The 25,702-nt window shown below is 68.4% G+C and carries 25 protein-coding genes and 1 pseudogene; 2 read left to right on the top strand and 24 right to left on the bottom strand.

Annotated features, from left to right (window positions below; genetic code table 11):
• The 9 genes from VI056_06720 to VI056_06760 all read right to left on the bottom strand — a co-directional run.
• A partial coding sequence (locus VI056_06720) for an LpqB family beta-propeller domain-containing protein (GenBank protein HEY6202719.1) occupies window positions 1-978 on the bottom strand: 978 nt, incomplete at its 3' end.
• On the bottom strand, window positions 975-1,619 hold the full coding sequence (locus VI056_06725; protein HEY6202720.1) for an ATP-binding protein: 645 nt from the start codon (window positions 1,617-1,619) through the stop codon (window positions 975-977). The genes VI056_06720 and VI056_06725, both read right to left, overlap by 4 nt.
• Complete coding sequence (locus VI056_06730) at window positions 1,616-3,115, bottom strand: UDP-N-acetylmuramoyl-L-alanyl-D-glutamate--2,6-diaminopimelate ligase (GenBank protein ID HEY6202721.1); 1,500 nt, start codon at window positions 3,113-3,115, stop codon at window positions 1,616-1,618. The genes VI056_06725 and VI056_06730 overlap by 4 nt, the downstream gene beginning before the upstream one ends.
• A gap of 6 nt (window positions 3,116-3,121) precedes the next feature.
• On the bottom strand, window positions 3,122-4,183 hold the full coding sequence (locus VI056_06735) for a peptidoglycan bridge formation glycyltransferase FemA/FemB family protein (GenBank protein HEY6202722.1): 1,062 nt from the start codon (window positions 4,181-4,183) through the stop codon (window positions 3,122-3,124).
• On the bottom strand, window positions 4,138-5,118 hold the full coding sequence (locus tag VI056_06740) for a peptidoglycan bridge formation glycyltransferase FemA/FemB family protein (protein HEY6202723.1): 981 nt from the start codon (window positions 5,116-5,118) through the stop codon (window positions 4,138-4,140). Before VI056_06740 ends, VI056_06735 begins: the two co-directional genes overlap by 46 nt.
• 16 nt (window positions 5,119-5,134) lie before the next feature.
• Window positions 5,135-7,327, bottom strand: a complete 2,193-nt coding sequence (gene topA / locus VI056_06745) for a type I DNA topoisomerase (protein ID HEY6202724.1) — start codon at window positions 7,325-7,327, stop codon at window positions 5,135-5,137.
• A gap of 111 nt (window positions 7,328-7,438) precedes the next feature.
• Window positions 7,439-8,509, bottom strand: a complete 1,071-nt coding sequence (locus tag VI056_06750) for a mannose-1-phosphate guanylyltransferase (protein ID HEY6202725.1) — start codon at window positions 8,507-8,509, stop codon at window positions 7,439-7,441.
• A 5-nt stretch (window positions 8,510-8,514) separates the two neighbouring features.
• Window positions 8,515-9,561 (bottom strand): tryptophan--tRNA ligase, encoded by a 1,047-nt coding sequence (gene trpS, locus VI056_06755; GenBank protein ID HEY6202726.1) that lies wholly within the window; start codon window positions 9,559-9,561, stop codon window positions 8,515-8,517.
• A gap of 7 nt (window positions 9,562-9,568) precedes the next feature.
• Entirely contained in the window at window positions 9,569-10,183 is a 615-nt protein-coding gene (locus VI056_06760; protein ID HEY6202727.1) for an alpha/beta fold hydrolase, read from the bottom strand.
• Window positions 10,184-10,233: 50 nt separating this feature from the next.
• Here VI056_06760 and VI056_06765 point away from each other — a divergent pair, with 50 nt between their 5' ends.
• Entirely contained in the window at window positions 10,234-12,090 is a 1,857-nt protein-coding gene (locus VI056_06765; protein ID HEY6202728.1) for a NosD domain-containing protein, read from the top strand.
• On the opposite strand, the gene VI056_06770 is transcribed toward VI056_06765, so the two are convergent.
• From VI056_06770 to VI056_06780, 3 genes are read right to left on the bottom strand one after another with little or no spacing between them, the layout of a single operon-like run.
• Window positions 12,087-13,085: a hypothetical protein gene (locus tag VI056_06770; protein HEY6202729.1), complete on the bottom strand. Its 999-nt coding sequence runs from the start codon at window positions 13,083-13,085 to the stop codon at window positions 12,087-12,089. The genes VI056_06765 and VI056_06770 overlap by 4 nt on opposite strands.
• Before the next feature lie 32 nt (window positions 13,086-13,117).
• Complete coding sequence (gene dprA / locus VI056_06775; protein ID HEY6202730.1) at window positions 13,118-13,960, bottom strand: DNA-processing protein DprA; 843 nt, start codon at window positions 13,958-13,960, stop codon at window positions 13,118-13,120.
• Window positions 13,957-15,489 (bottom strand): YifB family Mg chelatase-like AAA ATPase, encoded by a 1,533-nt coding sequence (locus VI056_06780; GenBank protein HEY6202731.1) that lies wholly within the window; start codon window positions 15,487-15,489, stop codon window positions 13,957-13,959. The genes dprA and VI056_06780 overlap by 4 nt, the downstream gene beginning before the upstream one ends.
• A gap of 242 nt (window positions 15,490-15,731) precedes the next feature.
• Here VI056_06780 and VI056_06785 point away from each other — a divergent pair, with 242 nt between their 5' ends.
• Window positions 15,732-17,216, top strand: coding sequence for a glycosyltransferase family 39 protein (locus VI056_06785; GenBank protein ID HEY6202732.1), 1,485 nt, complete (start codon window positions 15,732-15,734; stop codon window positions 17,214-17,216).
• On the opposite strand, the gene VI056_06790 is transcribed toward VI056_06785, so the two are convergent.
• The 12 genes and pseudogenes from VI056_06790 to VI056_06845 form a co-directional block, all read right to left on the bottom strand.
• Window positions 17,213-17,584 (bottom strand): YraN family protein, encoded by a 372-nt coding sequence (locus tag VI056_06790; GenBank protein HEY6202733.1) that lies wholly within the window; start codon window positions 17,582-17,584, stop codon window positions 17,213-17,215. The two genes, VI056_06785 and VI056_06790, sit on opposite strands and share 4 nt — an antisense overlap.
• Before the next feature lie 8 nt (window positions 17,585-17,592).
• Window positions 17,593-19,458: a PQQ-dependent sugar dehydrogenase gene (locus VI056_06795; GenBank protein ID HEY6202734.1), complete on the bottom strand. Its 1,866-nt coding sequence runs from the start codon at window positions 19,456-19,458 to the stop codon at window positions 17,593-17,595.
• Between the two features lie 72 nt (window positions 19,459-19,530).
• The gene (locus VI056_06800; protein ID HEY6202735.1) at window positions 19,531-20,430 is read right to left on the bottom strand and encodes an alpha/beta fold hydrolase; all 900 of its coding nucleotides are present in this window, start codon (window positions 20,428-20,430) and stop codon (window positions 19,531-19,533) included.
• Window positions 20,431-20,485: 55 nt separating this feature from the next.
• Window positions 20,486-21,460, bottom strand: coding sequence for a GNAT family N-acetyltransferase (locus VI056_06805; protein ID HEY6202736.1), 975 nt, complete (start codon window positions 21,458-21,460; stop codon window positions 20,486-20,488).
• 49 nt (window positions 21,461-21,509) lie between these two features.
• Window positions 21,510-22,163: a ribonuclease HII gene (locus VI056_06810; protein ID HEY6202737.1), complete on the bottom strand. Its 654-nt coding sequence runs from the start codon at window positions 22,161-22,163 to the stop codon at window positions 21,510-21,512.
• 9 nt (window positions 22,164-22,172) lie between these two features.
• On the bottom strand, window positions 22,173-22,520 hold the full coding sequence (gene rplS, locus VI056_06815) for a 50S ribosomal protein L19 (protein ID HEY6202738.1): 348 nt from the start codon (window positions 22,518-22,520) through the stop codon (window positions 22,173-22,175).
• A 382-nt stretch (window positions 22,521-22,902) separates the two neighbouring features.
• A pseudogene (gene trmD, locus VI056_06820) lies at window positions 22,903-23,562 on the bottom strand (tRNA (guanosine(37)-N1)-methyltransferase TrmD).
• A gap of 8 nt (window positions 23,563-23,570) precedes the next feature.
• Window positions 23,571-24,098, bottom strand: coding sequence for a ribosome maturation factor RimM (gene rimM, locus VI056_06825; protein ID HEY6202739.1), 528 nt, complete (start codon window positions 24,096-24,098; stop codon window positions 23,571-23,573).
• On the bottom strand, window positions 24,067-24,294 hold the full coding sequence (locus VI056_06830; GenBank protein HEY6202740.1) for a KH domain-containing protein: 228 nt from the start codon (window positions 24,292-24,294) through the stop codon (window positions 24,067-24,069). Before VI056_06830 ends, rimM begins: the two co-directional genes overlap by 32 nt.
• Window positions 24,295-24,323: 29 nt before the next feature.
• Window positions 24,324-24,593: a 30S ribosomal protein S16 gene (gene rpsP / locus VI056_06835; GenBank protein HEY6202741.1), complete on the bottom strand. Its 270-nt coding sequence runs from the start codon at window positions 24,591-24,593 to the stop codon at window positions 24,324-24,326.
• Between the two features lie 70 nt (window positions 24,594-24,663).
• Entirely contained in the window at window positions 24,664-24,855 is a 192-nt protein-coding gene (locus VI056_06840; GenBank protein HEY6202742.1) for a hypothetical protein, read from the bottom strand.
• 304 nt (window positions 24,856-25,159) lie between these two features.
• Window positions 25,160-25,564, bottom strand: a complete 405-nt coding sequence (locus tag VI056_06845) for a cupredoxin domain-containing protein (GenBank protein ID HEY6202743.1) — start codon at window positions 25,562-25,564, stop codon at window positions 25,160-25,162.
• Between the last annotated feature and the right edge of the window lie 138 nt (window positions 25,565-25,702).

Below are 25,702 nucleotides of genomic sequence, written 5' to 3' on the forward strand. Positions count from 1 at the left end.
CGGCCCGCCGACGAGCGCCTCGGACACGTCCATCGCGTAGAGGTCGATGACCCCGCCGCTCTCGCGGAGGAAGGCGATCTGCTTGCCGTCGGGCGAGAACACGCTGTTCCAGCTCTTCCCGTCGCTCGTCAGGGCCACATCCTGTCCGGTCTTCACATCGACGGCGTGCACGTCGTTCCGGCCGTCGTGTCGCAGCGTGAAGGTGATCCACGCGCCGTCAGGCGAATACGACGGCCGATAGGGCTCGCCCTTCTGTCCCTTGATCACGAGCGGCGTCGCGGCTCGGCCGTCCGACGGAACGAGCAGGATCTTCGGCTCGCCGGTCGTGTAGGACGTGACCACGATGGTCTTCCCATCCGGTGACCACGATGGATCCGCGAGAACGGAGCCCTGGGACAGCAGCACGCTGCGCTTTCCGGTCTGCGCATCGAGGATCTCGAGGTCGGACGCCCCACTCACGACCGCGTCTGTCGTGATGGCGAAGCGCTTGGCGTCCGGCGACAGCGCGGGGCTGTTCAGCCACGCGACGGCATGGAAGCCGCTCGGCGAAGTGATGAGAAGGCCGGTGACCACGATGGACTCTGCGCCGCCACTCGGATCCTTCTTCACGATGTCCGTATAGCGGAGGATCGCCGGTGTGACCTGTCCGTCGACCTCACGCTTTCCGTTGATCGCCTCCGAGCGCACGAACAGCAGCGAGCGTCCGTCCTCCGACAGGTTCGGCTGGTTCGACCGCGCGTCCGACGTCACGCCGACGTACTTCCCGTCGCGCAGCATGTACACGTCGCCGCGCAGTGCGAATGCGATCGTTCCCGGGATCTGAGGCGCCGGAACCGCGCTGACCGGTTTCGTCGGCGTTGGCGTCGGCGTGCCTGCGGGTAGCACCAAGGGCGCCGCGCCCGCGCCGAGCACTCCGTAGCCGATCACCAGCGCGATCGCGATCACGCCGAACACCAGCTCCCTCAGGTAGCGCCTCATGCGAAGCTCGCTGCGATGCGGTCGATCTCGGCAGCCACATCCGGACCGTTGTGTAATTCGACGAAGCGCTCGGGCGCTTCGAAGCCACGGGCACGCATGCGCTCGTAGACGCCGACGTCGGCGTCGGAATGGTCGCCGTCGGCTCGGGCCATGGCTCGCGCGGCCAACCGAGCGCGCACGTCCGCATCCTCCGCGACGACGAGGACATGCAACAGCGTTGCACCGCTGCGGCTCGCGACGTCCTCCATGGGCGCGCGCAAGTCTGCGATGAGATTCGTCGCGTCGAGCACCACGACATGCCCCTCGGCGAGGAGCTGCTCGACGAGCGCCTCCGCGAGGGTGAACACCGCGTGATTCTCCTCGCGCGCGTACGAGGGCGCGATGAACAGGCGGCTGCGCAGGTGATCGGTCGCGACGTGCGCCGCGCCAAGGCGCACAGCGAGCAGGCGCGCGCAGTGCGTCTTCCCCGTGCCGGGAAGACCCATCAGCATCACCAGCGCGCGGCGGCCGTTCGGCCGCTCCGGCACCCCGATCTCGCCGCGAAGCTGCGCGACGAGCGCACGGCTGTGCTCGGCGATCGCACGCGTCTGCGCGAGCGCCGCCGTGCGCGAGCCGCGCGACGCGCGGACCTGGCGCGTCACGCGGCGAAGCCCAGTTCGCGGAGCGCGTCCCGCGCGACCGAGGCCTCGTCCCAGGGCTGCTTCTCCTCGCCGACGATGATCGATGCCTCGTGGCCTTTGCCCGCGAGCAACACCGTGTCGCCCGCCTGCGCGCGGCGCAGCGCGTCGCGCACCGCCTCGCGGCGATCGTCGATCACCACGTAGTCCCGACCGCTCTTCTTGCCCGCGGCCGTCGCGCCCGCCTCGATCTCGGACAGGATGGCCGCGCGGTCCTCAAGACGCGGGTCCTCCTGCGTGATGACGAAGAAGTCGGCGTGCTTCGCCGCGACCTCGGCCAGACGCGGCCGTTTCGTTCGATCGCGCTCCCCCGCGCTGCCGAACACGACCATGAGGCGCCCCTTCGTGAGCGGACGCAGCAGGGCGAGCACCTTGTCGAGCGACTCGGGCGTATGCGCGTAGTCCACGATCACGCTGAACGGCTGTCCGCGATCGACGCGCTCCATGCGACCGCGCACCGGTTTTGCGCGCTGGAGCGCATCGCGCGCCTTCGCGAGCGGCACGCCGGCGGCGAGACCCGCGGCGATCGCGGCGAGCGCGTTGTGGACGTTGAAGCGCCCTACGAGCGGAAGGGCGATCTCCACCGTCTCGCCGCGCGCCTCGACGCGCACGCGCGACCCGGTCGCGTCGGCCGCGAGGATCGTGCCCTGCACGTCGGCATGTGCGTCGATGCCGTACGTGATGACCTTCGCGCCGGCCGCGCGGTCGACGAGGTACTGCCAGTGCGGGTCGTCCGCGTTCAGGACGGCGGTCTTCTGCACTCCTTTGTCGGTCCCCTGGCCGAGCATCTCGAAGAGGATCCCCTTCGCTTCGAGGTAGCTCTGAAGCGTGCCGTGGAAGTCCAGGTGCTCCGGCGAGAGGTTCGTGAAGACCGCGATGTCGACCTCGGTGCCCCGAAGCTTGCGCAACGCGAGCGCGTGCGACGTCGCCTCGAGGACTCCCCACGTCCCACCGGCGACGAGCAGCTCGGCGAAGAACTCCTGGATCTCGACCGCCTCCTGCGTGCTCTGCCGCGTGTCGTTCGCCGAGACGTGGTCGGTGATCTTGAAATCGACCGTCGTCGCGTACCCGGTGCGCTCGCCGCCCGCCTCGAGCACGTCCGACACGAGATGCACCGTCGTCGTCTTTCCGTCGGTGCCGGTCACGGCGACGAGCTTCAGCTTTCGCGTTGGGTGCTCGAACACCTCCGCCGCGAGGTCGGCGAGCGCCGCGCGGCTGTCGGCGACGACCGCGACCGGGACCTTGGACCGCAGCTTCCGCTGCGCGACGATGGCGACCGCCCCGCGCTTCACGGCCTCGGCCGCGAACTCGTGCCCATCGCGGTGGAATCCCTCGATCGCGACGAACAGCGATCCGGGCCCGACCTTGCGAGAGTCGTAGGTGACCGTGCGCACGTCGAGGTCCGCGGCACCCTGAGACACCGGCACGTTCGCGCTCTCCAGAAGGGGCCCGAGCTTCATCGTCGGCTATCGGCGGACGCGCCCGACGACACGCAGCGCGGCCGTGTACGCCGGCTCGGCCAACAGGTACGCGCGGTACGCCAGCGGTCGCGGCACGGCGTCGTGCGCGCCGACCCAGCGGCGCACTGCGCCACCGAAGCCACGTTTGAAGAGATACGGCCCGTACATCGGATCGTCCTTTCGCCCGACGTCGGTGGGGATGCCACCGAGGTCGAAGCGCTTCGCGCCCTCCCGCTTCGCTCCGATGATGCACTCCCACACCAGGATGTACGCGGCATGGCTCTTTCGCGCCGCGTCGTTCGTCGCGCCGGTCTGGTAGACGACCCGCTCGCCGCAGCGCCAGGTCATCGCCCCGGCCACCGGCGCATCGTCGACATACGCGAGACGGAGCGTCGCCAGACGCGCATCGATGAGTGCGCGCCAGACCGACAGGTAGTACTCGGGGGTCCGCGTGATGAAGGCCGCGCGCCGTCCGGTGAGCGCGTAGAGATCGTAGAAGGCGCGCAGGCCCTCGTCATCGCTCACCTCGCGGACCGTGACGCCGCGCTTCGGTCCCTGCCGCACGCTCCAGCGCGTGTCCTTGTCCATCGCGGCCATCAGCGCGTCCTCGTCCGGAGCGAGGTCGAGCTCGAGCGTGGCGAGCACCGGCTGGATCTCCTGCGACGACCGCGTGAGGCCCGCCGCGCGCAGTGGCTCGTCGGCGAACTCGGGTGAGAGCTCGGGATCGACCTTGAGGAACACCGCGCCTCGCTCGCGCGCCAGGTCCGCAAGCCGCACGAGCGCGCGGCGCAGTCCCGCGCCGTCGCCGGGCGTGATGATCGGACCACGTGGCACGTAGGCGATCCGCTGGCCGGCGAGCACATCCCGCCAGAGCACCAGCGCGGCGGGCAGCTCCTCGCCGATGCGTACGTACTCGGCGCGCCACCCCTGGCGCTCGCGCAGCGCCGCCCACACCGAGGACTGCAGCACGTGCCCGCCCGGCGAGCGTGTCGCGGCATCATCCCAGCCGCGCGGCGCCTCCATCAGGCCGCCGATCGCGCGAGGCGCCGGCGCGCGGCGAGCTGCCATAACGGATACAGCACCCTGCGGACCGGCGTTTCGAGCGCGCCGATCCACTCGACCACCTCGCCACCGTAGCCGAGCTTGAAGTTCTCGACGCCGGCGAGCGGATCGTCAGCGCCCTCGGCGAGGCCGCACATGTCGTAGCGGCGGACCCCCAGCTGTCGCATGCGCAGCATCGCGCGCCATTTGAGCAGATAGAAGGGACGGGCCTCGGCGTGCGCTCCGCTCCAGCCGCCGTACAGCTCCCACGCGCGGTCGGCCATGCGTAGCAGCAGCATCGCGCCCGCGTCCTCATCGCCGAGACGCGCGAACATGAGCAGAGCGCGGTCGCCGAACGATGCAAGCAGCGTCTCGAAGTACGCGCGCGAGCGGACCGCGAACTGGTCGCGTTGGCCGACCGCAGCCAGCACCTTCATGAACCGGTCGAGGTCGCGCGACTCCTCGGTCACGACGCCGGCGCGCTCCGCTTTGTGGATGTACTGCCGCGTCTTCTTGCGCATCGCCGCGAAGAGCTCCGCGTCGCCCATTGAAAGGTCCATCAACAGGGTGCGGCGCGGCTGCACGAACACCGGTGACGCGCGGACGCCGATGCGGGCGAGCCCTGCGCGGAGGGGTGGATCGTCCGGCGCCTCGGGATCGCATAGCAGGCTCGCGCACCGCTCGCGCGCGAGCGCCGTACGCAGCGCGGCGATCGCGTCGGCAAGCTGCTCCGGTGCGACGAGCGGGCCGCGCGGCGCATACGCCACGGAGAGACCGAGGGGAAGTGGCTTCAGGAGCACCTGTGCGACGCCGCCGTCCAATACGAAGCGACGAACGCTCCAACCCGTGGCCGCCTTGAGCTCGCCCCAGCCAGCCGACTGCAGGACGTGCGGCTCTCCCGTGGCGAGGACCAGCTCATCCCACCGCTCGACGTCGTTCGGGGTGGCGACCGTCGCCCTCAGGCGAGGCCCCCGCTCGTCACGCGGCGTCTTTGCCGGATGCTTTGGGCGGCGCCTCGGTTCCGGGCAGCTGTCGCGCCGTGAACGTGCACTCCGGGTAACGCTCGCACCCGTAGAAGAGCGAACGGCCGCGTCCGCGGCGCTGTACGAGCTCGCCCTGACCGCACAGCGGGCAGGTCACGCCGGTCTTCACCTGCGTCTTCTTGATGTACTTGCAGTCCGGGTAACCGGTGCAGCCGATGAACGGACCGAAGCGGCCCCTTCGGCGCGCGAGCGGCTTGCCGCAGTCGGGGCACATCTCGCCTTCGATGATCTCCAGCTGCTGCTCCTGCTGACCCTCGAGCGGCTCGGAGTAATCGCACGCGCCGGGCGGCTGCGGCGCCCCCTTCTTCGTCTTCTTGAATCCGGTGCACGAGTAGAAGCGCCCGAAGCGTCCGAGCTTGATGATCACCGGCCGCCCGCACTTGGGACAGATGCGGTCGGTCTTCTCTTCGGTGATGTCCGACTTCTTCACCGACTTCGTCTTCTCCTCGACGAGCTTGATGAACGGCGTGAAGAAATCGCGGACGACCGGGGCCCACTCCGTCTCGCCAGCAGCGATGCGGTCGAGATCCAACTCCATGCGCGCGGTGAAGCCGTTGTCGACGATGTCGGGGAAGTGCTCCTTCAGGAAGTCGGTCACGACGAAGCCGACGTCCTCTGGGATCAGCGCGCGACCTTCCTTCCGCACGTACTTGCGACCGGTCAGTGTCGAGATCGTCGGCGCGTACGTCGAAGGACGGCCGATGCCGTGCTCCTCGAGCGTCTTCACCAGCGACGCCTCGGTGAACCGCGGCGGAGGCTGCGTGAAGTGCTGCGCCGCGTCGAGCGCGAGAAGCTTCAGGTCCTCGCCGGCGACGACCTCGGGCAGCGGCGCTATCTCCTTCTCCGGATCGTCCGTGCCTTCCGTATAGACGCGGATGAAGCCGTCGAAGGTCACGCGGCGCCCATTCGCGCGGAGCACGTACGGGCCAGCGTCGACGTCGAGCCGTGTGTTCTCGAACTTCGCCGGCGCCATCTGCGACGCGAGCGTCCGCTGCCAGATCAGCGTGTAGAGCTTGAGCTGATCCGGCTTCAGGAACTTCTTCACGTACTCGGGCGTGCGCGACAGGTCTGTGGGGCGGATCGCCTCGTGCGCCTCCTGAGCACCTTTCGATCGCGTCTTGTAATGACGCGGCTTCTCGAGCGCGTACTGCGGGCCGAATATCTTCGTGATGACGGTCTTCGCCTGGTGCAGTGCGCTCTCGGCGACGTGCAGCGAGTCGGTACGCATATAGGTGATGAGACCGATCGGCATATCGCCGAGCGAGACGCCCTCGTACATCTGCTGCGCGAGGACCATCGTGCGCTTCACGGAGAACCCGAGCTTGCGCGACGCGTCCTGCTGCAGCGTCGAGGTCGTGAACGGCGGCGCCGCATTGCGCGAGCTCTCGCGCTTCTCGAGGCTCTTCACGATGTACTTCGCGTCGGCGAGCGCCGCGCGGTGCTTGTCGGCCGCCTCGCCGCTCGTGATGTGGATCTTGTGACCCTTGTGCTGGATGACTTCCGCGGTGAACGACTCCCCCGCGTGGTTCGCGAGGAGCGCGTCGATGCTCCAGTACTCCTCCGCCTTGAACGCCTGGATCTCGCGCTCGCGGTCGACGATGAGACGCAGCGCGACCGACTGCACACGCCCCGCGGAGAGGCCGTAGCGGATCTTCTTCCAGAGGAGCGGCGACATGGTGTAGCCGACGAGCCGGTCCACCACACGGCGCGCCTGCTGCGCGTTCACCAGGTCCTGGTCGATGTCGCGTGGATGCTTGAAGGCGTCGGCGATCGCCGCCGGCGTGATCTCGTGGAAGGTGACGCGGCGCATCTTGCTCTTCGCACCGCCGATGATCTCCGCGAGGTGCCACGCGATCGCCTCGCCCTCGCGGTCGAGGTCGGTGGCGAGCCAGATGTGCGGCGCGGTCTTCGCTTCCTTGCGGAGGAGGCGCGCGTGCTTCTCGGAGTCGTCCGGGATCACGTACTCCGGAGCGAACGTCTTGAGGTCGATCCCGATCTTTGACTTGGGCAGGTCACGGATGTGGCCGTAGGAGGCCTCGACCTTGAAGCCGGGACCGAGCATCCGTTCGAGTGTCCTGGCTTTGGTCGGTGATTCGACCACCACCAGGTCCTGTTTTGCGTCCGCCAACACTCCGCCGCCTTTCACATAACGAAAAGCGCCCTCACGGGCGCCCTACCGCTCCTACCACTTTAAATGTACCGGCTAGAGGCCCTGTTCCCGGAGCCCCCACCGGCTCTCCTAGAGCAGCTCTTCCCGCTCCTCGCTGCGGAGGTGGTCGACCACCTCTTTTACCTCCTCGGCATGCTCTTTCGAGGCCACCAGCAGGGCGTCCGGGGTGTCCACGACGATGAGCCCCTCGACCCCGACCAGGGCAACGAGCTTCCCCGGAGCCCAGGCGTAGTTGTCCCCCGCGCCGATCGCCACATGGCCGTCCGACGACCAGTTATCCGAGCGCTGCACGATGGACGCGAGGCGGCCCCAGCTCCCGATGTCGTGCCAGCCGATGTCGGCAGGAACGACGGCGACGTTCTTCGCCTTCTCCAGGATGCCGTAGTCGATCGTCGTCTTGTCGGTCTCCTCCCAGACCTCCGCGAGCACGCCCTCATAGCGCGGCGTGCCGACGGCGTCGGCTAGCGCGTGCAGCGCCTTTGCGGTCGCCGGCAGGTGCTCCTCGAACGCCTTCACGATCTCGGTCACGCGCCAGACGAACATCCCGGCGTTCCAGTAGTGCCCACCAGCGGCGATCATCTTCTCCGCGGCGTCGCGTTTCGGCTTCTCGATGAAGCGCTTGATCGCGTGCACCGGCAGGGGTGCCCTCAGATCCAGCTTGTCGCCCGCCTCGATGTAGCCGAAGCCGGTGTCGGGGCTCTCGGGCTCGATGCCGAGCGTGACGAGATGCCCCGCCTCGGCTGCGGCCGTCGCGGCGACCAGCACCTCGCGGAACTTCGCGCGCTTCTCGATCACGTGATCCGAGGGCAGGATCGCTACGACCGCCTCGGGGTCGAACGCGTGCAGCGCCGCCATCGCGAGCCCGATCGCCGCGGCGTTCCCCCGCGGGTATGGCTCGACGACGACGTGGTCGGCGCGCAGCTCGGGCAGCTGCTCGTGGATCAGCTCCCGGTGCTCGGGCGGCGCCACGGCGAAGACCCGCTCGATCGGGATGAATTCGACGACGCGCTCGACCGTGTCCTGCAGCAGCGTGCGCTCGCCTGTGAGCGGAAGGAACTGCTTCGGCTTACCACGCCGCGAGAGGGGCCAGAGCCGCGTGCCCGCCCCGCCCGAGAGGATCAGCGCATACAGCCGGGGCAAAACGCCTAGCGCCCGAAGTAGTCGAGACGCATCGCGTGACGGACCTCGTGGAGGGTCGCGGCCGCCTCGCGGCGCGCGCGCTCGCTGCCGGCGGCGAGGATCTCGTCGACGAGTTTCGGTTTCGCGGCGAGCTCCGCGCGACGCTCGCGGATCGGCGCAAGGAACTTCTCCATCGCCGCGAAGAGCTTGGTCTTCACTTCGGCGTCTCCGACCTTTCCCTCGCGGTAGCGCGACTTGAGGTCGTCGACCTCGGCCTTGTCGGTGTTGAACGTGTCGTGGTAGACGAAGACCGGATTTCCCTCGACGCGTCCCGGTGTATCGGCACGGACGCGGTTCGGGTCGGTGTACATCGAGCGGATCTTCTTCTCCACGGTCTTCGTGTCGTCGCTCAGGTAGATCGCGTTGTCGAGACTCTTACCCATCTTCTCTCGCCCGTCGATGCCGGGGAGAAGTCCCATATCCGGTATGAGCGACTCGGGGACCGGGAACACCGGCGCGAACAGCTCGTTGAACCGACGCGCGATCTCTCGCGTCAGCTCGATGTGCGACTCCTGGTCGCGTCCGACCGGCACGAGGTCGCCCTTCACGATGAGGATGTCCGCGGCCTGAAGCACCGGGTAACCGAGGAGCCCATATGTCGGCTGCGCGAGGCCGTGATCGCGCAGCTGGTCCTTCAGCGTCGGGATCCTCTGGACTCTCGGGACTGAGACCAGCATCGAGAAGTACAGGTGGAGCTCGGGGATCTGCGGCACCAGCGACTGGAGGATGTAGGTGACTTTCTCCGGATCGACGCCGACCGCCAGGTTGTCGAGGACGTCCTCGCGAATGTTCTGCTCGATCTCGCCGAGACCGTCGAGCTTGGTCGTGAGCATGTGGTGGTCGGCGACGAGCAGGAACGTCTCGTACGAGTCCTGCAACTTCACGCGATTCGCGAGCGTGCCGACGTAGTTGCCCACGTGGAGGCGACCCGTAGGGCGATCGCCCGTCAGGATGCGCTTTCGCGTCTGCTTGGCCGCAGGCGCGGTCTTCGGAACGCTCAATTCCGCGGTCATGGGACCGTCATCCTAACCTGCGCGCCAGTTCGTCGGCCACCAGTCTCGCCATCTCGTCGCGCTGTCCGACGAAGAAGTGATCGGCCCCGCGCACCTCGGCGATGCGCGCGCGCGGGAATGCTTCGCGCAGCTCCGCCGCCGTGCCGAACTGGTCGCGCTCCGCGGCGACGATGAGCGTGCCGTCGGGCACTGGCGGAAGATCGTTGTCGCGCCCAGTCACGGACCGGAGCGGCAGGCCGACGAGCACGAGCACGTCGACGTCTCCGCCTCGAGATACCCACCGAAGTGACATGAGCGCGCCGAAGCTGTAGCCGACGAGGCCGATCGGCAGCTTCGGCGCGATGCCGCGCGCGTGCGCGACCGCGGCCGCTACGTCCTCAGCCTCTTCGCGTCCGCCGGTCCAGCTCCCATCGCTGGCGCCGACGCTCCGGAAATTGAATCGGAGCGCGTACCAGCCGCGCTCGGCGCAGGCGCGCGCGATGGTGGCCACGAGCGGGTTGCGCATCTCGCCACCGTGCGTCGGCAGCGGGTGAGCGATCACGACGATCGCGCGAGCATCGGTGTCGGGTACGCGCAGCGTGCCCTCGAGGCGGCCGTCGATGCGCTGCCCTTCTTCCCGCATCACGAGAGTGTCGCGGGAACCTGCGCGGAGCGCCGTTGTATAGGCTCTCGATGGTGCGCGTTCGGGCCGGTGGCATCGCGCTGCTCCTCGTCGCCGGCGTCGCTTGCCAGACGGTCGGCCCGGTGGCGCAGGCCTCACCCCAGGCCTCGACCTCCGCGGCGGTGGCGCGCCCGACCGCGACGTCGGTGCCGACGCCGACCCCATCGATAAGCGCGGTGCCTCAGAGCGCGCAGTGCGGCCAGCGCATCGCGGCGGACTTCGTGCTCGCGAATGACATGACCTGCGCCACCGACGCGTTTGTCATCAACGCCGACAACGTGACGCTCGATCTCGGCGGCCACACCCTCACCGGCCCGGGGATGGGTCCACAGACCTGGCCGCAGCCGCAGCTCGACAGCGTCGGAGTCCGCACCGGCGGGCATACGAATGTGACGATCCGCAACGGAAAGATCAGTCAGTTCTCGACCGGCATCTACTTCGTTGACATGGAGAAGTCACGGATCGAGGACGTGACGAGCGAGCGCAATCGCTTCGGGTTCTACTTCCACGCTTCAGGCCAGAATGCGATCCGCCGCTCGACGGTCGTCGCGAACGTCTACGGACTGCACCTGCAGGACGCGAACGACAACCTCATCGAAGGCAACAATCTCATCCGGCAGACCTACAACAGCCCCGGTGGATTCGGCATCTACCTTTACCGGAGCACCGGCAACCGCATCATCGAGAACACGATCGAGAACAACGTGAACTGGGGCATCTGGTTCAGCGACGCGAAGGGCAACACCATCTTCCACAACAACGTCTCGGGCAACTCGCCTCAGGTGAGTGACAACAACCCGGACGCGAACCAGTGGTTCGACCCCGATAAGAAGGAAGGCAACTGGTGGGCGGACTACAAGGGGACGGACGCGGACAAGGACCACATCGGCGACACGCCATACGGCATCCTCGGTCCGGGCGGAGCCGTGGACGCGTATCCGTTCGTGGAACGTGACGGATGGAAGAAGAAGGCCGGCGCGACGATCGACCACTACCAGCCGCCGCTCGCACGGCCGGCGCGCGAGGTGCGCGTTGTTGTCATCTCGGGAGGGGCGGTGGGGATCGCCAGGCCGCACGACGCGCAGCTTGCGACGTCGCCGGTGCGTGCGACGTCCGCTGCGATCCAGACCGACGGCCGCACGCTGCTCGCGCTTGACGGAAAGACGCTCACGACGTGGGATCTGGTCGATGGCGAGACGAGCACGCGGACCGTCGCGATCGACGACGGGATCGTCGGCGCGAACCGCGACGGCGTCTCGGCGCTCATCGTCGGCGCGCGTGGCGCGCAGCAGATCGATCTCACCACCGGGCAGCAGGAGTTCTTCGATTACTCGCACACGCCCCAGGAGCTCGCGCCTAGCTACAAGCACAACCACATCTTCGTCGCGACCCCGAGCGGCATCGATCTCCTCTACCTCAACCTCGGGGGACGGACTCCCTACACGATCCCGCTCGATGGGCCGGCCGGCGCGATGTCCATGAACGGCTCGGGCACGCGCATCTATACAGCGATCCGCGGCAAGAACGTGATCGACGTCGTGGACACCGAGCAGTACGCGGTCGTGCAACGGATCGCGATCGACAGCGAAGCGACCGCCATCGCGGTGTCACCCCGCGAAGAAGCGCTGTACGTCGGCACCGCGAGCGGCGTGCTTGCGCTCGACCTCGGAAATGAAGGCATCCGCGCGCGCGCGGCGTTCCTGGGCCATGTGGTCGACATCGCGATCTCTCCGAACGCCGACGAGCTCTACGTCGCGCTCGCGGGTCTCCAGCAGGCGGTCGCGGTGCTCGACACGGTGACGCTGAAGACCGCGAACATCATCCCGCTGCAGGCCGACCCCACGAAGCTCCTCGCCGCTACGTACTAGTTCAGCGTCGAACGCCTGCCCTGCGCCGCCTCGATGTGCCGCGTGGTGTCTCCAACGTCGGGCACGCGGGTGAGCCGACCCTGGACATCCACGACGCTCCGCGTGCGGCGCCCGCTGTCCTTCAGCCGGACCGGCTTCCACTCGTGCTCGACGAGCGCCTCGATCGCGTAGTTGATCTCACGCCCATCATCGAGATCAGCGATGAGATCGATCGGCGCCTCAAGCTGGAACTCGAGATTGCCGTCGAGCGACACGACTGCCATGCCGCTCACTGCGACGACCTGGCCGTCGCGGTCCATGACCCGCACCCGCGTCGGGCCGTCGCCGCTCGCTGCGGTCTGGAGCTCGAGCCGCGCGCGCGATCCATCGACGTGAACGCCCCACGTGAAGTAGACCGCTTCGAAGAGCGGCCGCGCCGGCAGCTCCTTGCCCGCTTCGGTCAGCGATGCCGCCATGGCGATCTCCGCGAGGCTCTCGCGAAGGCGCGAGATCTGGCGCACGAGCTGCTCGATCTGGTGCTCGCGCTCGCGACCGCGCTCGGTCAGCGAACGCACGGCTGCTTCGGAAGCCTCGAGCTTGCACCTGATCTTCGCGACGTCGCCGACCGCCCACTCGAACTGCTTCACGACGAGCTCGACACGAACGTCGGCGTCTTCGGCCAGCGTCTTCAGCTCGCTCGCGTGCGCCTCGTGAGCGCTTCGCAGCAAACTCTGGCGCGCGACCCAGACGTACACCGCGCAGACGGAGATGCCACCGGCGAGACCTGCGCCGAGCCAGCCGGCGGGACCACGATCCAGTGCCGCGACGACGAGTCCGACCACGGCGGCAAAGGCGAGTGGCGCGATGTGCCGCAGCTCGCGCACGGCTGATGGTCGGGCCGCATCGGGCATGCGCATGTCGGCGCAGAGACGGCAGTCCTGACCGTCCTTCGCCACAGCGTTCGCAAGATGCAACGGGATCACGCCCATCCCACACCCCCACGCGAGAGAATCCATCGAGACCTGTTGCGGCGTGTCACAACGCGGTATCAGGAACGGCGTCGGTAGCGTCCGTCCGGTGTCTGCGTGAGCCGTCCCGCAAGCGTCAGCCGCAAGAGCCGGTCCGCGAACTCGCCCTCCGTAATGCCCACACGCCGTCGCAGCGTGTCGACATCCAGGTCGCCGACAGCGAGCGCCTCGAGGATCGGGTCGGGCGGCGGACCGTTCGCCGTCTGTGTGCGAAGGCCAAGTGCGTCCAACAGGGCGTCGGCGCTGACGAGCGCGCGTGCCGCCCCTGATGCGATGAGCGCGTTCGTGCCGACCGATGCAGCGGAGCCGAGCGGCCCCGGAACGGCGTACAGCATGCGTCCGAGACGGCGCGCGTCGGCTCCGGTGATGAGCGCGCCGGACCGCTCTCCCGCCTCGACGACCACGACCACCTCCGCGAGTGCGGCGATCGTGGCGTTGCGTTTCACGAAGGTCCAGGGCCGCGCGCAAGAACTTGGCGCGTACTCCGATACCAGCGCGCCGTGCGCCCTCACACGAGGCACGACTGGTCTGCGGCGGCCGCGAACAGTCCCAATGAACAGCGAGATGCCCTCACCGAGCACGGCGACAGTGCGCCCGCCGGCATCGAGCGCGCCGCGATGGGCGGCTGAGTCGATCCCCTGTGCGAAACCGGAGACGACGACCACATTCGCCGCCGCGCAGGCTCCTGCGAGCTCACGCGCGACGCGTTCTCCGTAGCTGGTCATGCGTCGCGTGCCGACGATGGCCACAGCCCGGGCGGCGAAGGCCGTCACGTCGCCGTCGACCCACAGGGGATCGGGTGGATGCGTGAGGGATCGCAGTCGCGGCGGGTAGCCCGCGTCCGACGGCGTGACCGAGATCACGCCTGAGCGCGGAGCATCAGCGCGAACGCGAGATCGGCTGTGCGTATCTGATCGCTGCCCGCGAGATCGGCGATCGTCCGCGCGACGCGGAGCACGCGGTGGAAGCCGCGCGCCGACAAGCGGCGCCCGCGCATGGCTTCGGCCGCGAGGGTCTCGGCTTCAGCGGCGAGGCGACAGTGACGCCGCACCTCCGCGACGGATAGCTCCGCATTACAGGTGCGGCCTGTGCCGGCGAGTCGCGCACCCATTCGCTCGCGCGCCGTGATGACGCGCTCGCGGACCGCTCGCGACGGTTCGCGCCCGTCCTCTCGGAGCTCTTCATACGCGATGCGCGGGACGTGAACTCGCAGGTCGATGCGATCGAGGAGCGGACCGGAGAGACGTGCGTGATAGCGGTCTATCGCATCTGGCAGGCAGGTGCACTGCTCCGCTGGATCGCCGGCATGCCCGCACGGGCACGGGTTCATCGCCGCCACGAGCGTGAAGCGCGCGGGATATGTCGCGGTCGTGCCCGCGCGTGAGATCGTCACCGCGCCCTCTTCAAGCGGCTCGCGCAGCGTGTCGAGGACGGATGGGGAGAACTCGGCGAGCTCGTCGAGGAACAGCGCGCCGCCGTGCGCGAGGCTCACCTCACCCGGACGCGGTGGCGACCCGCCGCCGACGAGCGCGAGATGCGACGCGGTGTGATGCGGAGCGCGGAACGGTCGCGCGCCGAGCAGCGGACGCTCCGGATCGATCAGACCCGCAACGCTGTGGACCGCGCTCGCGACGATGGCCTCGTCAGGATCGAAGGCGGGCAGGAGCGAGGCGATCGCGCGCGCGAGCAGCGTTTTGCCGGTCCCGGGCGGCCCGACCAACAGCAGGCTGTGTCCCCCGGCGGCCGCGACCTCGAGCGCGCGCTTCGGTGTCTCGTGCCCGGCGATGTCGGCGAGGTCGACGGGATGGTCGCTGCGCTGCGCCGGTCGTGGCATCGGTGTGGGCGCCTGCCTCGCGCGACCTTCCACGTGCTCGACGACATCGCGGAGCGATGTGAAGCCGAACGCGTCGGTCCCGAGAGCCGCGGCCTCCGCGGCGTTCTCCGGCGCGACGAAGGCGGCGGACACCCCGGCCAGCACCGCGCGGCGCACGCGAGCCATGACGCCGCGCACCGGTCGCAGCGTCCCGTCGAGAGCGAGCTCGGCGAGACAGAGCGCATCGGCGTCGTGCTTGACCTGACCGGTCGCTCGTAGCACGCCAAGCGCGATCGCGAGATCGAAGCCCGTTCCTTCCTTGCGCCGCTCCGCAGGAGCGAGGTTCACGACGACGCGACGCAACGGGAACTCGAACCCCGAGTTACGGATCGCCGCTCGCACGCGCTCGCGCGCTTCGGACACCGCCGCGTCGGGCATCCCGACGACCGTGAATGAGGGCAGGCCATTGGCCACGTCCGCCTCGACAGTGACCATCGCGCTCTCGAGCCCCCACAGCGCACAGGCCGCAACGCGCGCGACGGAGCGCGGCACCTCGCGCGGCGTGACGGCGACGGCCATCCGGCGGAGCCTCGACAGAGCAAGGGCGCGGCGGCATCGCACTCCTGAGCGGTACCGCGGTACCGGGAGGCGCGGCGAGCGAGCTTGAGCGGCGCGGCGCTCCCTCGACAAGCGTCTGCGCCCAGCGCGCCCGAGCGCCACAAGCGTGGCGATCAGCGGGCGCGCGTAGCCAGCAGCGAAAAGAGGGAGCGCCGCGACGTTGAGCTCGCGCGCAGGCGGCGAGCCGCCACACTACGGCGCGCATGTCGTGGCGGGTGGCCTGGATCTTCTTCGCACTCGGCGTGCTCACGCGCATTCCGTTCCAAACCGAGTTCGTGTGGGCTCACGACTCGGTGCTATACGCGCGCGCTATCGAACGGTTCGATCCGCTGGATCAGCGGCCACAGGCGCCGGGCTACCTCTACTACGTCCTGCTCATTCGCGCGATATACGCGCTCGTCGGCGATCCGAATCGCGCGATGACGATCGTGAGCCTGTTCGCCGGAGCAGCGGCGGTCGCGCTGCTCTACATGTTCGCGGCGCGGCTCTACGACGAGCGCACGGCGCGCGCGAGCGGCGCGTTCCTGTTGACCGCGGTCACGTTCTGGGCCTACGGCGGCGTCGCGTATCCCTACACCCTTCTCGGCGCGCTCTCGATCGGCTGCGCGATGCTGTTCTGGCTCGCGATGCGCCCGGACAGTGGTCGCGGACGGCGCCTGCTGATCGCGACAGCCGTTTACGGGATCGCGATCGGATTCCGGACCGATCTCGCGGTCTTCCTCGCTCCGCTGTGGCTGATGGCGGCCTGGACGGCGCCACTGCTGTGGGTCATCGCCAGCGCGGCTCTTGCCGTGCTGCTCGTGCTCAGCTGGTTCTTCGCGTCCGCGGCTTTCGACGGCGGCGTGAGCGCGCTGCTCGAGGCGCTGCGGATCCAAGGGAAATTCGTCGACGACCGTTACAGTGTCTTCGGCGACCTCGGCCTGCGCGCGTTCTACGGCAACACGTACGAGCTCGCGCGCTTCCTCGGGCGCGGGCTCACGTTCCTCGCGCCGCTCCTCGCCGCCGTTCCGCTCTCGGCCAGCGCGCGGCGGATCGAGATGAGCGACAGATGGCGCGTCGCATTTGTCCTCGTGTGGACGCTGACGCCGCTCGTGATCTATGTGCCGATCCATGTCGGGGAGTACGGCTACATCTTCAGCATGCTCCCGGGTCTCTGCGTGATCGCCGCGCGTGGCGCGGTCGCGCTCGCGCGCGGGGCACGGATGCCGCGCGCCCTGCCGTCGATCGTCGCTGGCGTCGCGCTCGCGAATGCCGCGGTGTTCCTCGTGAGCGACACGCCACTCTCCGCGCGGGACGTCGCGCGCCGCGATCGCGGCACAGGCGAGCGTATCGACCGCCTGAACCAGCCGGACCTCGCGGGAGCGACCGTCCTCGCCGCGTACGACGCGCTCATCGTCGAGTACTACTTCTCCGACGACGAGCGCCTGACCACGGATCACGTGCTCGTGGGCTACGACCCGGCGCTCCCAAGACGCGAGATGGTCTTCAGCACGCGCGTCTGCAACGCCGCCGGCGTCGTGTGCCGCGATCGGGACGCCGTGCTCGCGGTATGGGACGACCTCATCCGCGTGAGCGGCAGCGGCTGGGAGACGCTCACGATGCCGCACGGCGCGAAGCTGCGCGTGGCGCGCAACATGAGCAACGTGAAGGTCATCGTCGACGGCCTCTCCGTGGAGATCGTGCGCTAGCGGTCGAGATCCACGAGCTCGACACGCGTGCCGTCGGCGCCCACGGTGAGGGCCGCGATCACGATGCGCCACACGGCGTCGCGCTCGCCTCGGTGTGCCAGCCAGCCCTGCGCGAGCGCGGCGAGGCGCGCGGCCTTTCGCGCGTCGACGGCCTCCGCGGCGGCAACGAAGGATCCGGCCCGGCGCGTCTTCACCTCGACGAACGCGTAACCGCGGGCGTCGCGGCAGATGAGGTCGATCTCACCGAAGCGCGTGCGAACGTTCCGAGCGATGACGCGAAAACCGCGGCAGGCGAGCTCGCGTTCGGCCAGATGCTCGCCGGCGAGTCCGAGAAGGCGGCGCGGCTCCACCCGAAAGGGATCGGCCACGCCTTGCGTCAGGGCTGCGTCGCGGTGATGCGCAGGACTCGGTCGGACGTCCCATTGCTGGTAGTGAGGTAGATGGCGCCGTCCGCGCCGAACACGACGCTCCGAAGGCGTCCGTACACGTTGTCGAAGAGGACGTTCGTCTGGCGCGCCGTGCCGGCGAAGAGCTCGAAGCGCCGCAGGTCCATCTCCTTCAGCTGCGCGACGAACAGCGAGCCGCTCCACGCGCCCCACTGCGGCCCGACGACGAAGTCCGCGCCCGACGTCGCGAGCGTCACGTTGCCCGATGACCACGCCGGGTCGATGAAGCCCGGGCGTCCGACGGGACCGCGATACAGCGGATAGCCGTAGTTCCCGCCGGCGACGAGGATGTTGATCTCGTCATGCGTGTCGTCGCCGTGTTCGACCTCGTACGGCGTGCCGGTGCCCGGCTCGAACGCGAGGCCCTGCGGGTTGCGGTTGCCCCAGGTGTAGATCGCGCTGCGACCGGCGGATCCGGGGATCACCGGGTTGTCGGATGGGACCGTCCCATCCGTATTCACGCGCAGCACCTTGCCGTTGAGCGCGCTCGGGTCCTGCCCGTTCCGCAGGTTGCCCGCGTCGCCCATCGTGACCCAGAGCTTGCCGTCGGGTCCGAAGCGCAGGCGGCAGCCGTTGTGATTCCCCGCGGCCGCCATGCCGCCGCGAATGACGAACCCGTCGAATGCGATGAAGTTGCCGACGAGCTTGTAGCGAAGCACCTGATTGCGGTACAGCCCCTCGTCGTCACGGGACGCGCAGACGTAGATGAACGAGTTCGTCGCGAAGCTTGGGTCGACGGCGATGCCCATGAGGCCGCCCTCCCCGTTCTCGCGCGTTCCGACGACGGGATTGTTCGCGAGCTGCGCGGCACCGGGCGCCGTGCTCTGGTACACGAGGAGGTTGCCAACGCGCTCGCTCACGAGCATGCGGCCATCCGGCAGCGGCGCGACGTCCCAGGGGAGGCTCAGCCCTGACTGCAGTGTGGTGACGCTGAGCCGCGGCGTCGCTCCGCCGCTGACGGTCACCGCGACGAAGACTCCCTCGTCGTCCATCCACACCGTGCCGTCGATGACCGGCCGCAGCGCGAGCACATACGTGCTCGGCGTCGTCGGCGCCTTCACCTTGAACGTGAACGTGGCGTTCGCCCCCGGCGCCACGGTCGCCTCGCTCTGCGCCGCGGGCCGCGAGCCGCTGAGCCAATCGACGCCGAGCGATGCCCACGTCAGCTCGTCGTTCTTGATCCCGATGCGCGCCTCTTCACCGAGAACACCCTTGACCCACGGCTTGCCGCCGGTGTTGCGGAACGTGAGCGTGATCGGCTCGCTCGTGACGCCCGGCGCGAGCTCGGGCACGGTCGACTGCGTGATCCAGCGGCTGTGATAACCGGCGTCGCTCGTGACGAGCACGAACACACCCTGGTGCTCGAGCCACGTCACCCCATCGGCCACGGGGCGAAGTGGCAGCCGATACACGCCGAGCCGCGACGGAGATCGGATCGTGAACGTGAATGTGCCGATCGCTCCGGGAGCAACGCTGGCCTCGACCGTGGTCGCGGTGCGGTTCGCGCTCAGCCAGCCCACCGACATCTCGGCGAAGGCGGTCGAGTCATCGACCACACCGAGGTTGACCTGACGGCCCGCGACCCCGCGCTGCCATGTCGTCGTGCCGGTGTTGCGGAAGCGGAGCGAGTAGTTGACGGCCATCCCGGGCGCGAGCGTCGGCCACGAATCCTGGCCGACCCAGGCGCTGTGGAATCCGGTGTTATCGACGGCGGCCGCGGGCACCGCCGCAGCGAGCGTCGCGGCCACGATGACGAGCGCCCCCAGCGTCGATCGCACCACCAGGGGGAACGACACTTGGGAAGGAGCGTTACTGAACCGCGCTCAGCGGCTGGTAGTAGCCCCCTTGGGCTAGATCTACAGGACTTGCTAAGCCGCCTTGCGCATGGCCGGCCGCAGCGAGCTGACGAACCGCGAGATGTAGCTATTCGTCCAGGCCGGCGCTTCGAGCGGGAGCATGTGACCGACACCGCGCGCGACATGGATCTCGGCGCTCTGATGGAAATCGCGACAACGGACCGCGTCGCCCGCGCAGATCACTCGATCTTCGTTGCCCCAGAGGACGAGCGTTGGCACGTCGCTCAGTTCTTTTAGACGGTTGCCGACCGCGAACGCGACCTGCTCACCACCCGGCGTGAGCACCATCAACACCCTGCGCCACCATGCCGGCTGATTCGCCCACACGATGGCTCGGGACGAGAGCGCGCGCTCACGTGCCTTGTTCCCATGGCGTATCAGCATGTTCACGAATGCGTTGTCCTCGCGCCGAAGGCTTCCCACGAGGAAGCGGCGTACGAAACCGCGCTGCCCGGTCGGTCGTGGATAGAGCAGCGCGCGGCCGATGAGCGGAAGGCAGTACAGCTTGTAGATCCAGTGCAGCGAACGCCCGAGCGCGGCCGGCGCGAGGAGCACCAGACCGTCGACAAGGTCGGGGCGCTTGAGAGCGAGGTGCAGCGCGACGCCACCGCCGAGCGAGTGCCCAACGACCACGGCGCGCTGCACGCCGAGCGCGTCGGCGACATGAGCGACATGTTCGGCGAGCTTTGGGAACGTCGCATCCGCGGTCATGAGCGAAGGCGGCAGCGCCATCCCCGGCAGGTCGATCACGTGCACCGTCGCGACCTCGCGTCGGAGCATGCGGATCTGCGGCGCTAGCGCGCGCGCATCGGCGGAGAGTCCCGGGAGCACGATCGCGTGCGGTGCCGCGCCACTGCCCCATGTGGTGACCCGGAGCCGGTAACGATCGCGCTGTATCGCGCGGACTTCCATGCCCGCGCTTATGCATCGCCCATGCCGCCCCGTCGAGGCGTCGGTCAACCCCTCGTCAAGAGCGCAGGCGCAGCTCCAGGCCGAGCCAGGCGGGCTGTCTGGCGAAGCCCATCGCCTCGTTGATCGCGAGCATCGGCTGGTTTCGCTGGTCGTTCCAGGTCTTGATGTGGTCGACCCCCAGGCGCTGCGCGTAGCGCACCGTCTCGAGCTTCAGCGCCATCGCAAGGCCCTTCCCGCGGGCCTCTCGCCGCACCCCGGTGAGGCCCTGCCAGATGAACGAGGGGTCCTCAATGGACCTTTGCAGGTTCGACATGCCGAGCCAACGTCCCTCGCGGTCGATGGCGATGAAGAACGCGTCCGCCAGGAAGCTCGGCGAGTCGATCCAATGCTGCCGCCACTCCTCGAATGTGATGTCCGTTGGCGTGTCCATCGCGGGCACATCGCGGCGGCAGAGATCGGTGAGCTCGAACGCCTTCTGAGGGGCGCCGGCATCGCGCGTGAGCTCGTCGGCGAGGGTGGCGATCCGGATGCCCAGCGCGGTGACACGCTCGGTCGCACCGGCGAACCGATGGAAGTCGAAGCCCGCGGGCACCAGGCGTGACTCCCAGTCGCGCTTGACCTCGACCCAGCCGCGCTTCGCCGTAAAGGTGACCCCGTCGCTCATCGACTCCTTGACGCCCGCGGTCGCGGCAAGCGCGTTCCGCTCGCGCAGGATCGCAACGGCTCTCTCGTGCAGTGCGCTGCCATGACCGCGGCGGCGGCGATCGGGTAGGACCCAAACGTCGAAGCCGTAGCGGTCGGGATGGAAACGCGATGGCCGGTGACTCACGTCGACGGAGCCGACGATGCGGCCCTCTTCCTCAGCGACGATGCGCGTCTTGAAGAAGCGGCCGTGATCAAAGTTGTCGTCCTCATGGCGTGCCTCTTCGACCGACCAGGGGTAGTCGGGGTAACAGCGGTTGCTGCCGGCCACCCAGGCCGGGTAGTCCTCGCTCGTGAACGCGCGCAGACGCGCCGTCGTGGTCTTCATCGGTCGCGCGACTTTACCCGACGCTACGACCGCGCGAATGTCATTTCGGTCACGTCGAGCTCGCGAGCGCGAGCTCCAGCTGGTTCTCGACCGCGCGCAGGAGCTTCACGGTCCCGAAATCGTGGCGGTGGAACGGTGTCAGGCCGCGCGCGCGCAGTGCGGTACGGTGGTCGATGGTCGGGTAACCGCTGTTGTGCTCCCACCCGTAGCCCGGGTATTTGAGCGAGAGGCTGGTCATGAGACGATCGCGCGTGACTTTCGCGACGATCGACGCCGCCGCGATCGCGAAGCTCTTCGTGTCGCCCTTCACGATCTCGGTGTGCCGCCCCGGAGCGAACGTGGGGTCAAGGATCCGCCGGCCGTCGACGAGCACCCAGTCGTAGTCACCGATCTGGCGCAGGGCTCGCATCATCGCGACATGGCTCGCGTGATAGATGTTGAGGCGGTGGATCTCCGCGACCGATGCAGCGCCGATGCCGACACGCACGACGCGCGAACGGATGAGCTCGAACAGGTCCTCGCGCTCCGCGCGCGCGAGCAGCTTTGAATCCTTCACGCGGCGGATGAGCTTGGTATCCGGTGTGACGAGACACGCTGCGGCCACCACCGGTCCCGCGAGCGCAGCCATCCCGACCTCGTCGACGCCGACGACGCGCAGCAGACCCTTTGACCAGAGCTCTTTCTCGAAGCGGAGCGTTGGCACGCTCCTAGGCTAGCGGCGCTTCTCGCGGATGGTCGCGGCCTTGCCCACCCGATCGCGGAGGAAGTACAGGGCGGCTCGGCGGGCGTGCCCGTGACGCAGAAGCTCGATCTTCTCGACGCGCGGCGAGTGGACGAGGAACGTGCGCTCGACACCGATCCCGCTGGCGATCCTGCGGACGGTGATCTGGTGGTCGAGCCCGCCGTTGCGGACGCGAAGCACGGTGCCCTCGAACTTCTGAAGCCGTTCGCGGTTCCCCTCGACGACACGCACACTCACGGCCACGGTGTCACCGGGCCGCACCTCGGGGACCTCGGCCTTTTGCTGCTCGGAGGCAAGCGTCTTCAAGACGTCGTTCATAGGCATGGTGATGGCTGACACGGAGTCGCCCAACTCTAACAGAAAACTAGCGTTTGGCCTTCTTCAGACGGTCGAGGATCGTCACGTGCGACACCCCGAAGTGCGCCGCGAGTTGCCTCACGGTGAGGCCGGTGGCCCGCAGACGCGTGACATCGGCCGGAGTCGGGCTGCGCTGGACGCTGCGCGCGGCGCGAAGGCGAACGCCCGCGGCGCGAAGTCGCACACGCACCGTCGCTGGCGAGATACCGAACCGCGCCGCGATCCGATACGACCCGACGCCGGAGCGGTACGCCTCGACCAGGTCGGCATCGTTGACGCTCGTCTTGCGAGCAGGGCTGCGCGGAAGCCGCGCGCGCTCGGCCGGCGTCAGCTTGGCGCCGACGAGGAGGTCTGGCCTGCGCTCCGCAGTGCGCCGGATCGACTCCGTTCGCCGCCACTTCGCGATCGCGCCGTGGTCGCCGGAGACCAGCACAGGCGGCACCTTGCGACCTTCGAACTCCGGCGGCCGCGTGTACTGCGGGCCTTCGAGCAGCCCATCGGTATGCGATTCGTGCGCGAGTGACTCGGCATCGATGACGTCTGGCACGAGGCGCGTCACCGCGTCGATCACGACCATCGCCGCGAGCTCTCCTCCCGTGAGGACGTAGTCGCCGATCGAGAGCTCCTCGTCGACATCGGATTCCACGACGCGCTCGTCCACGCCTTCGTAGTGCCCGCACACGAGCACGAGGTGCGGCTTCGACGCGAGCCGGCGCGCGGCCGCTTGGTCGAAGAGCCGTCCCTGCGCGGAGAGCAGCACGACGTGGCCGTCGGCGGCTCGCGCGCTCCGGATCGCGCGCGTCAGCGGCTCGGGCTTGAGGACCATGCCCGCCCCGCCGCCGTAGGGCGTGTCGTCCGCGACGTGGTGCTTGTCGCTCGTGTGCGAGCGGATGTCATGCACGGCGAGCTCGAGACGCCCGGCCTGCCGCGCGCGTGCCACGATGCTCTCGGCGAATGGGCTGTCGAACATCCGCGGGAACAGCGTGAGCACCTCGATGCGCAGAGGCCCGGTCATCCCGCCTCCTCCTGCGGGACCGCGACGATCCGTCCGCCTTCGAGGTCGACGGCCTTCACCACCGACTCGAGCATGGGGAGGAGGCGTTCGCGCCCGGCTGCATCGACGATCACGAGCACGTCGTTCTCGCCGGCGCGCAGCAGCTCGCGGACGATCCCGAGCCACGTGCCCTCGGGTGTCTCGACCCGCGCCCCCAGGAGGTCGGCCCAGAGATACGCACCCGTCGTGGCACGGCGAGACTCGCTCCGGGCGACGCGCAGGAATCGACGGCGCAGCGACTCCGCTGCTGCGCGCGAGTCATAACCCTCGAACTGGACGATCGGCTTTGCGACCTCCCCGCGGACACCTGCGACCGTGAGCGGACCGACGTCGTCACACTCGAGAACGGCTCCGGCGCGGAAGCGATCGGCGACATCCGTGCGGGGATCGATGCGGACCTCGCCGCGAATGCCGTGCGGACCGAGGATGTAGCCGACGACGAGGTCGTCGTCGCTAATCGATCTCGAGGTTGACCTTGGTCCCATCGCGCGTCGCCATCACTTTCAGCAGCGCGCGGATGGCCTTGGCGATCCGGCCGCCGCGGCCGATGACCTTCCCGACGTCCGCTTCGCCGACCTGAAGGTGGAGCTTGATGAAGTCACCGTCGAGCTCTTCGGTGACAACGACTGCGTTCGGGTCCTCGACGAGCTGCTTCGCGACATGCTCGAGGAGCGTGCGCATCCGTGACGCCTCAGGCGCGCTCGGACCGCTCAACGGACGGTCGGCGGGACCTCGCTGTCGGCCAGGCCGCTCTTCACGAGGAGCGAGCGGGCGGTCGCAGTCGGGCGCGCGCCATTCTTGATCCAGTGGCGGGCGCGCTCGGGGTTGATCACGAGGTTGTCGGAGTCGCGCAGCGGGTCATAGTGGCCGATGGCTTCGATGAACTTCCCGTTGCGCGGGGCGCGGGAGTCGGCGATCACGACACGGTACGTCGGCGCCTTGGTCTTGCCGACGCGGCGCAAGCGAATGTGCACAGCCAATCTGTCGAATGTCCTCCTGGGAGCGGATCACGCGCGAAGGTCCAGTGTACGGGGAATACCGTTATTCGGTCTAGCGACCGCCCTGGGCCTGTCGCAGCACCCGCAGGTAACGGACAGCTGCGGCGTTGACCATGACCGGCTCGCCGGCTCGCTCGAATCGGACGTAGCCGCCTCTGGAGAGCCTCTCGGCAACGCTTGTGAGCGGCTCTTCGACGATGATCGTGTCGTCCTTCGCGAAGATGATGCTCGTCTCTTCTGCCATCGGAACAGCCTAAAGCCCGCGCATCCCGGGGATCTTTGGCAGCCGGCCGCGCGTGGCGAGCGAGCCCATCTGCTTCATCACCTTCTGCATCTCGGCGAACTGCTAGAGCAGCTGGTTCCGATGGCTACAGGCGGATGATTCGACGCGACCACGCGCTCGCGATCCACGAAAAGGGCCGCCCGGTGGACGAGCGACCCGATGCTCTCGCGCGCGTCCCGATCCTCGCGCAACTCCACCGCAGTGACGGCAGACTTCGGACTGGACAATTCTGGCGAGGAAGCGCAGCTCGAGCGCGGCTCGGTGGTCACTTCACGACGAATCCGACGTGCATACCCGCCGCGAAGTGGCCGACGAGGTTGCAGATGAGCACGTACTTGCCAGGCTCGAGCTTGATCGAGAGTTGCTTACTCGCGCCGACTTCGACGTCCTCGACCTCGCCAACGCTGCCGTCCTCCAGCATCTGACCCGGCTCGCCGGTGCTGGCAGGGAGCTTGTCCTGGGCAACGTCGGTCTTGATCACGACGAACTCGTGGATGATCGTGCCGGCGTTCTTCACGTCGAAGACGACGGTGCCGGCGTTCACTGCGCTTTGATCGAGTGTGATGCCGGTCGCCTTGAGCGTGACGTGGATCGTTCCGCCGCCTGACGCGGATCCGCAAGCTCCAACGAGCAATGCGCCGCCGATGGTCAGGGCAAGAAGAGCTCTCATGACGATTCCTTCCTTCCCGCCGATCGAAGCGGGCTCCGAACAAAGACTGCGAACGGAACCTGACGAACCGCTGACGGGTGCGGCCCGCGACCTGACAATCCCATAACAATCACCGCCGGTCTCACGCGGCACGACTCG

It is taken from the genome of Candidatus Limnocylindria bacterium (assembly GCA_036523395.1).
Taxonomy (GTDB): Bacteria; Chloroflexota; Limnocylindria; order P2-11E; family P2-11E; genus CF-39.

Excerpts from the sequence above, each read along its gene's own strand:
- VI056_06845 (HEY6202743.1), bottom strand. The coding sequence starts at position 25,564 with ATGAGAGCTCTTCTTGCCCTGACCATCGGCGGCGCATTGCTCGTTGGA.
- VI056_06770 (HEY6202729.1), bottom strand. The coding sequence starts at position 13,085 with ATGGATTCTCTCGCGTGGGGGTGTGGGATGGGCGTGATCCCGTTGCAT.
- VI056_06805 (HEY6202736.1), bottom strand. The coding sequence starts at position 21,460 with ATGAAGACCACGACGGCGCGTCTGCGCGCGTTCACGAGCGAGGACTAC.
- VI056_06830 (HEY6202740.1), bottom strand. The coding sequence starts at position 24,294 with ATGCGCACGCTCCTCGAGCATGTCGCGAAGCAGCTCGTCGAGGACCCG.
- trpS (HEY6202726.1), bottom strand. The coding sequence starts at position 9,561 with ATGACCGCGGAATTGAGCGTTCCGAAGACCGCGCCTGCGGCCAAGCAG.
- rimM (HEY6202739.1), bottom strand. The coding sequence starts at position 24,098 with ATGGGACCAAGGTCAACCTCGAGATCGATTAGCGACGACGACCTCGTC.
- VI056_06730 (HEY6202721.1), bottom strand. The coding sequence starts at position 3,115 with ATGAAGCTCGGGCCCCTTCTGGAGAGCGCGAACGTGCCGGTGTCTCAG.
- VI056_06840 (HEY6202742.1), bottom strand. The coding sequence starts at position 24,855 with ATGGCAGAAGAGACGAGCATCATCTTCGCGAAGGACGACACGATCATC.
- VI056_06735 (HEY6202722.1), bottom strand. The coding sequence starts at position 4,183 with ATGGCAGCTCGCCGCGCGCCGGCGCCTCGCGCGATCGGCGGCCTGATG.
- rplS (HEY6202738.1), bottom strand. The coding sequence starts at position 22,520 with ATGAACGACGTCTTGAAGACGCTTGCCTCCGAGCAGCAAAAGGCCGAG.
- VI056_06765 (HEY6202728.1), top strand. The coding sequence starts at position 10,234 with ATGGTGCGCGTTCGGGCCGGTGGCATCGCGCTGCTCCTCGTCGCCGGC.
- VI056_06780 (HEY6202731.1), bottom strand. The coding sequence starts at position 15,489 with ATGGCCGTCGCCGTCACGCCGCGCGAGGTGCCGCGCTCCGTCGCGCGC.
- VI056_06760 (HEY6202727.1), bottom strand. The coding sequence starts at position 10,183 with ATGCGGGAAGAAGGGCAGCGCATCGACGGCCGCCTCGAGGGCACGCTG.
- VI056_06800 (HEY6202735.1), bottom strand. The coding sequence starts at position 20,430 with ATGGAAGTCCGCGCGATACAGCGCGATCGTTACCGGCTCCGGGTCACC.
- VI056_06785 (HEY6202732.1), top strand. The coding sequence starts at position 15,732 with ATGTCGTGGCGGGTGGCCTGGATCTTCTTCGCACTCGGCGTGCTCACG.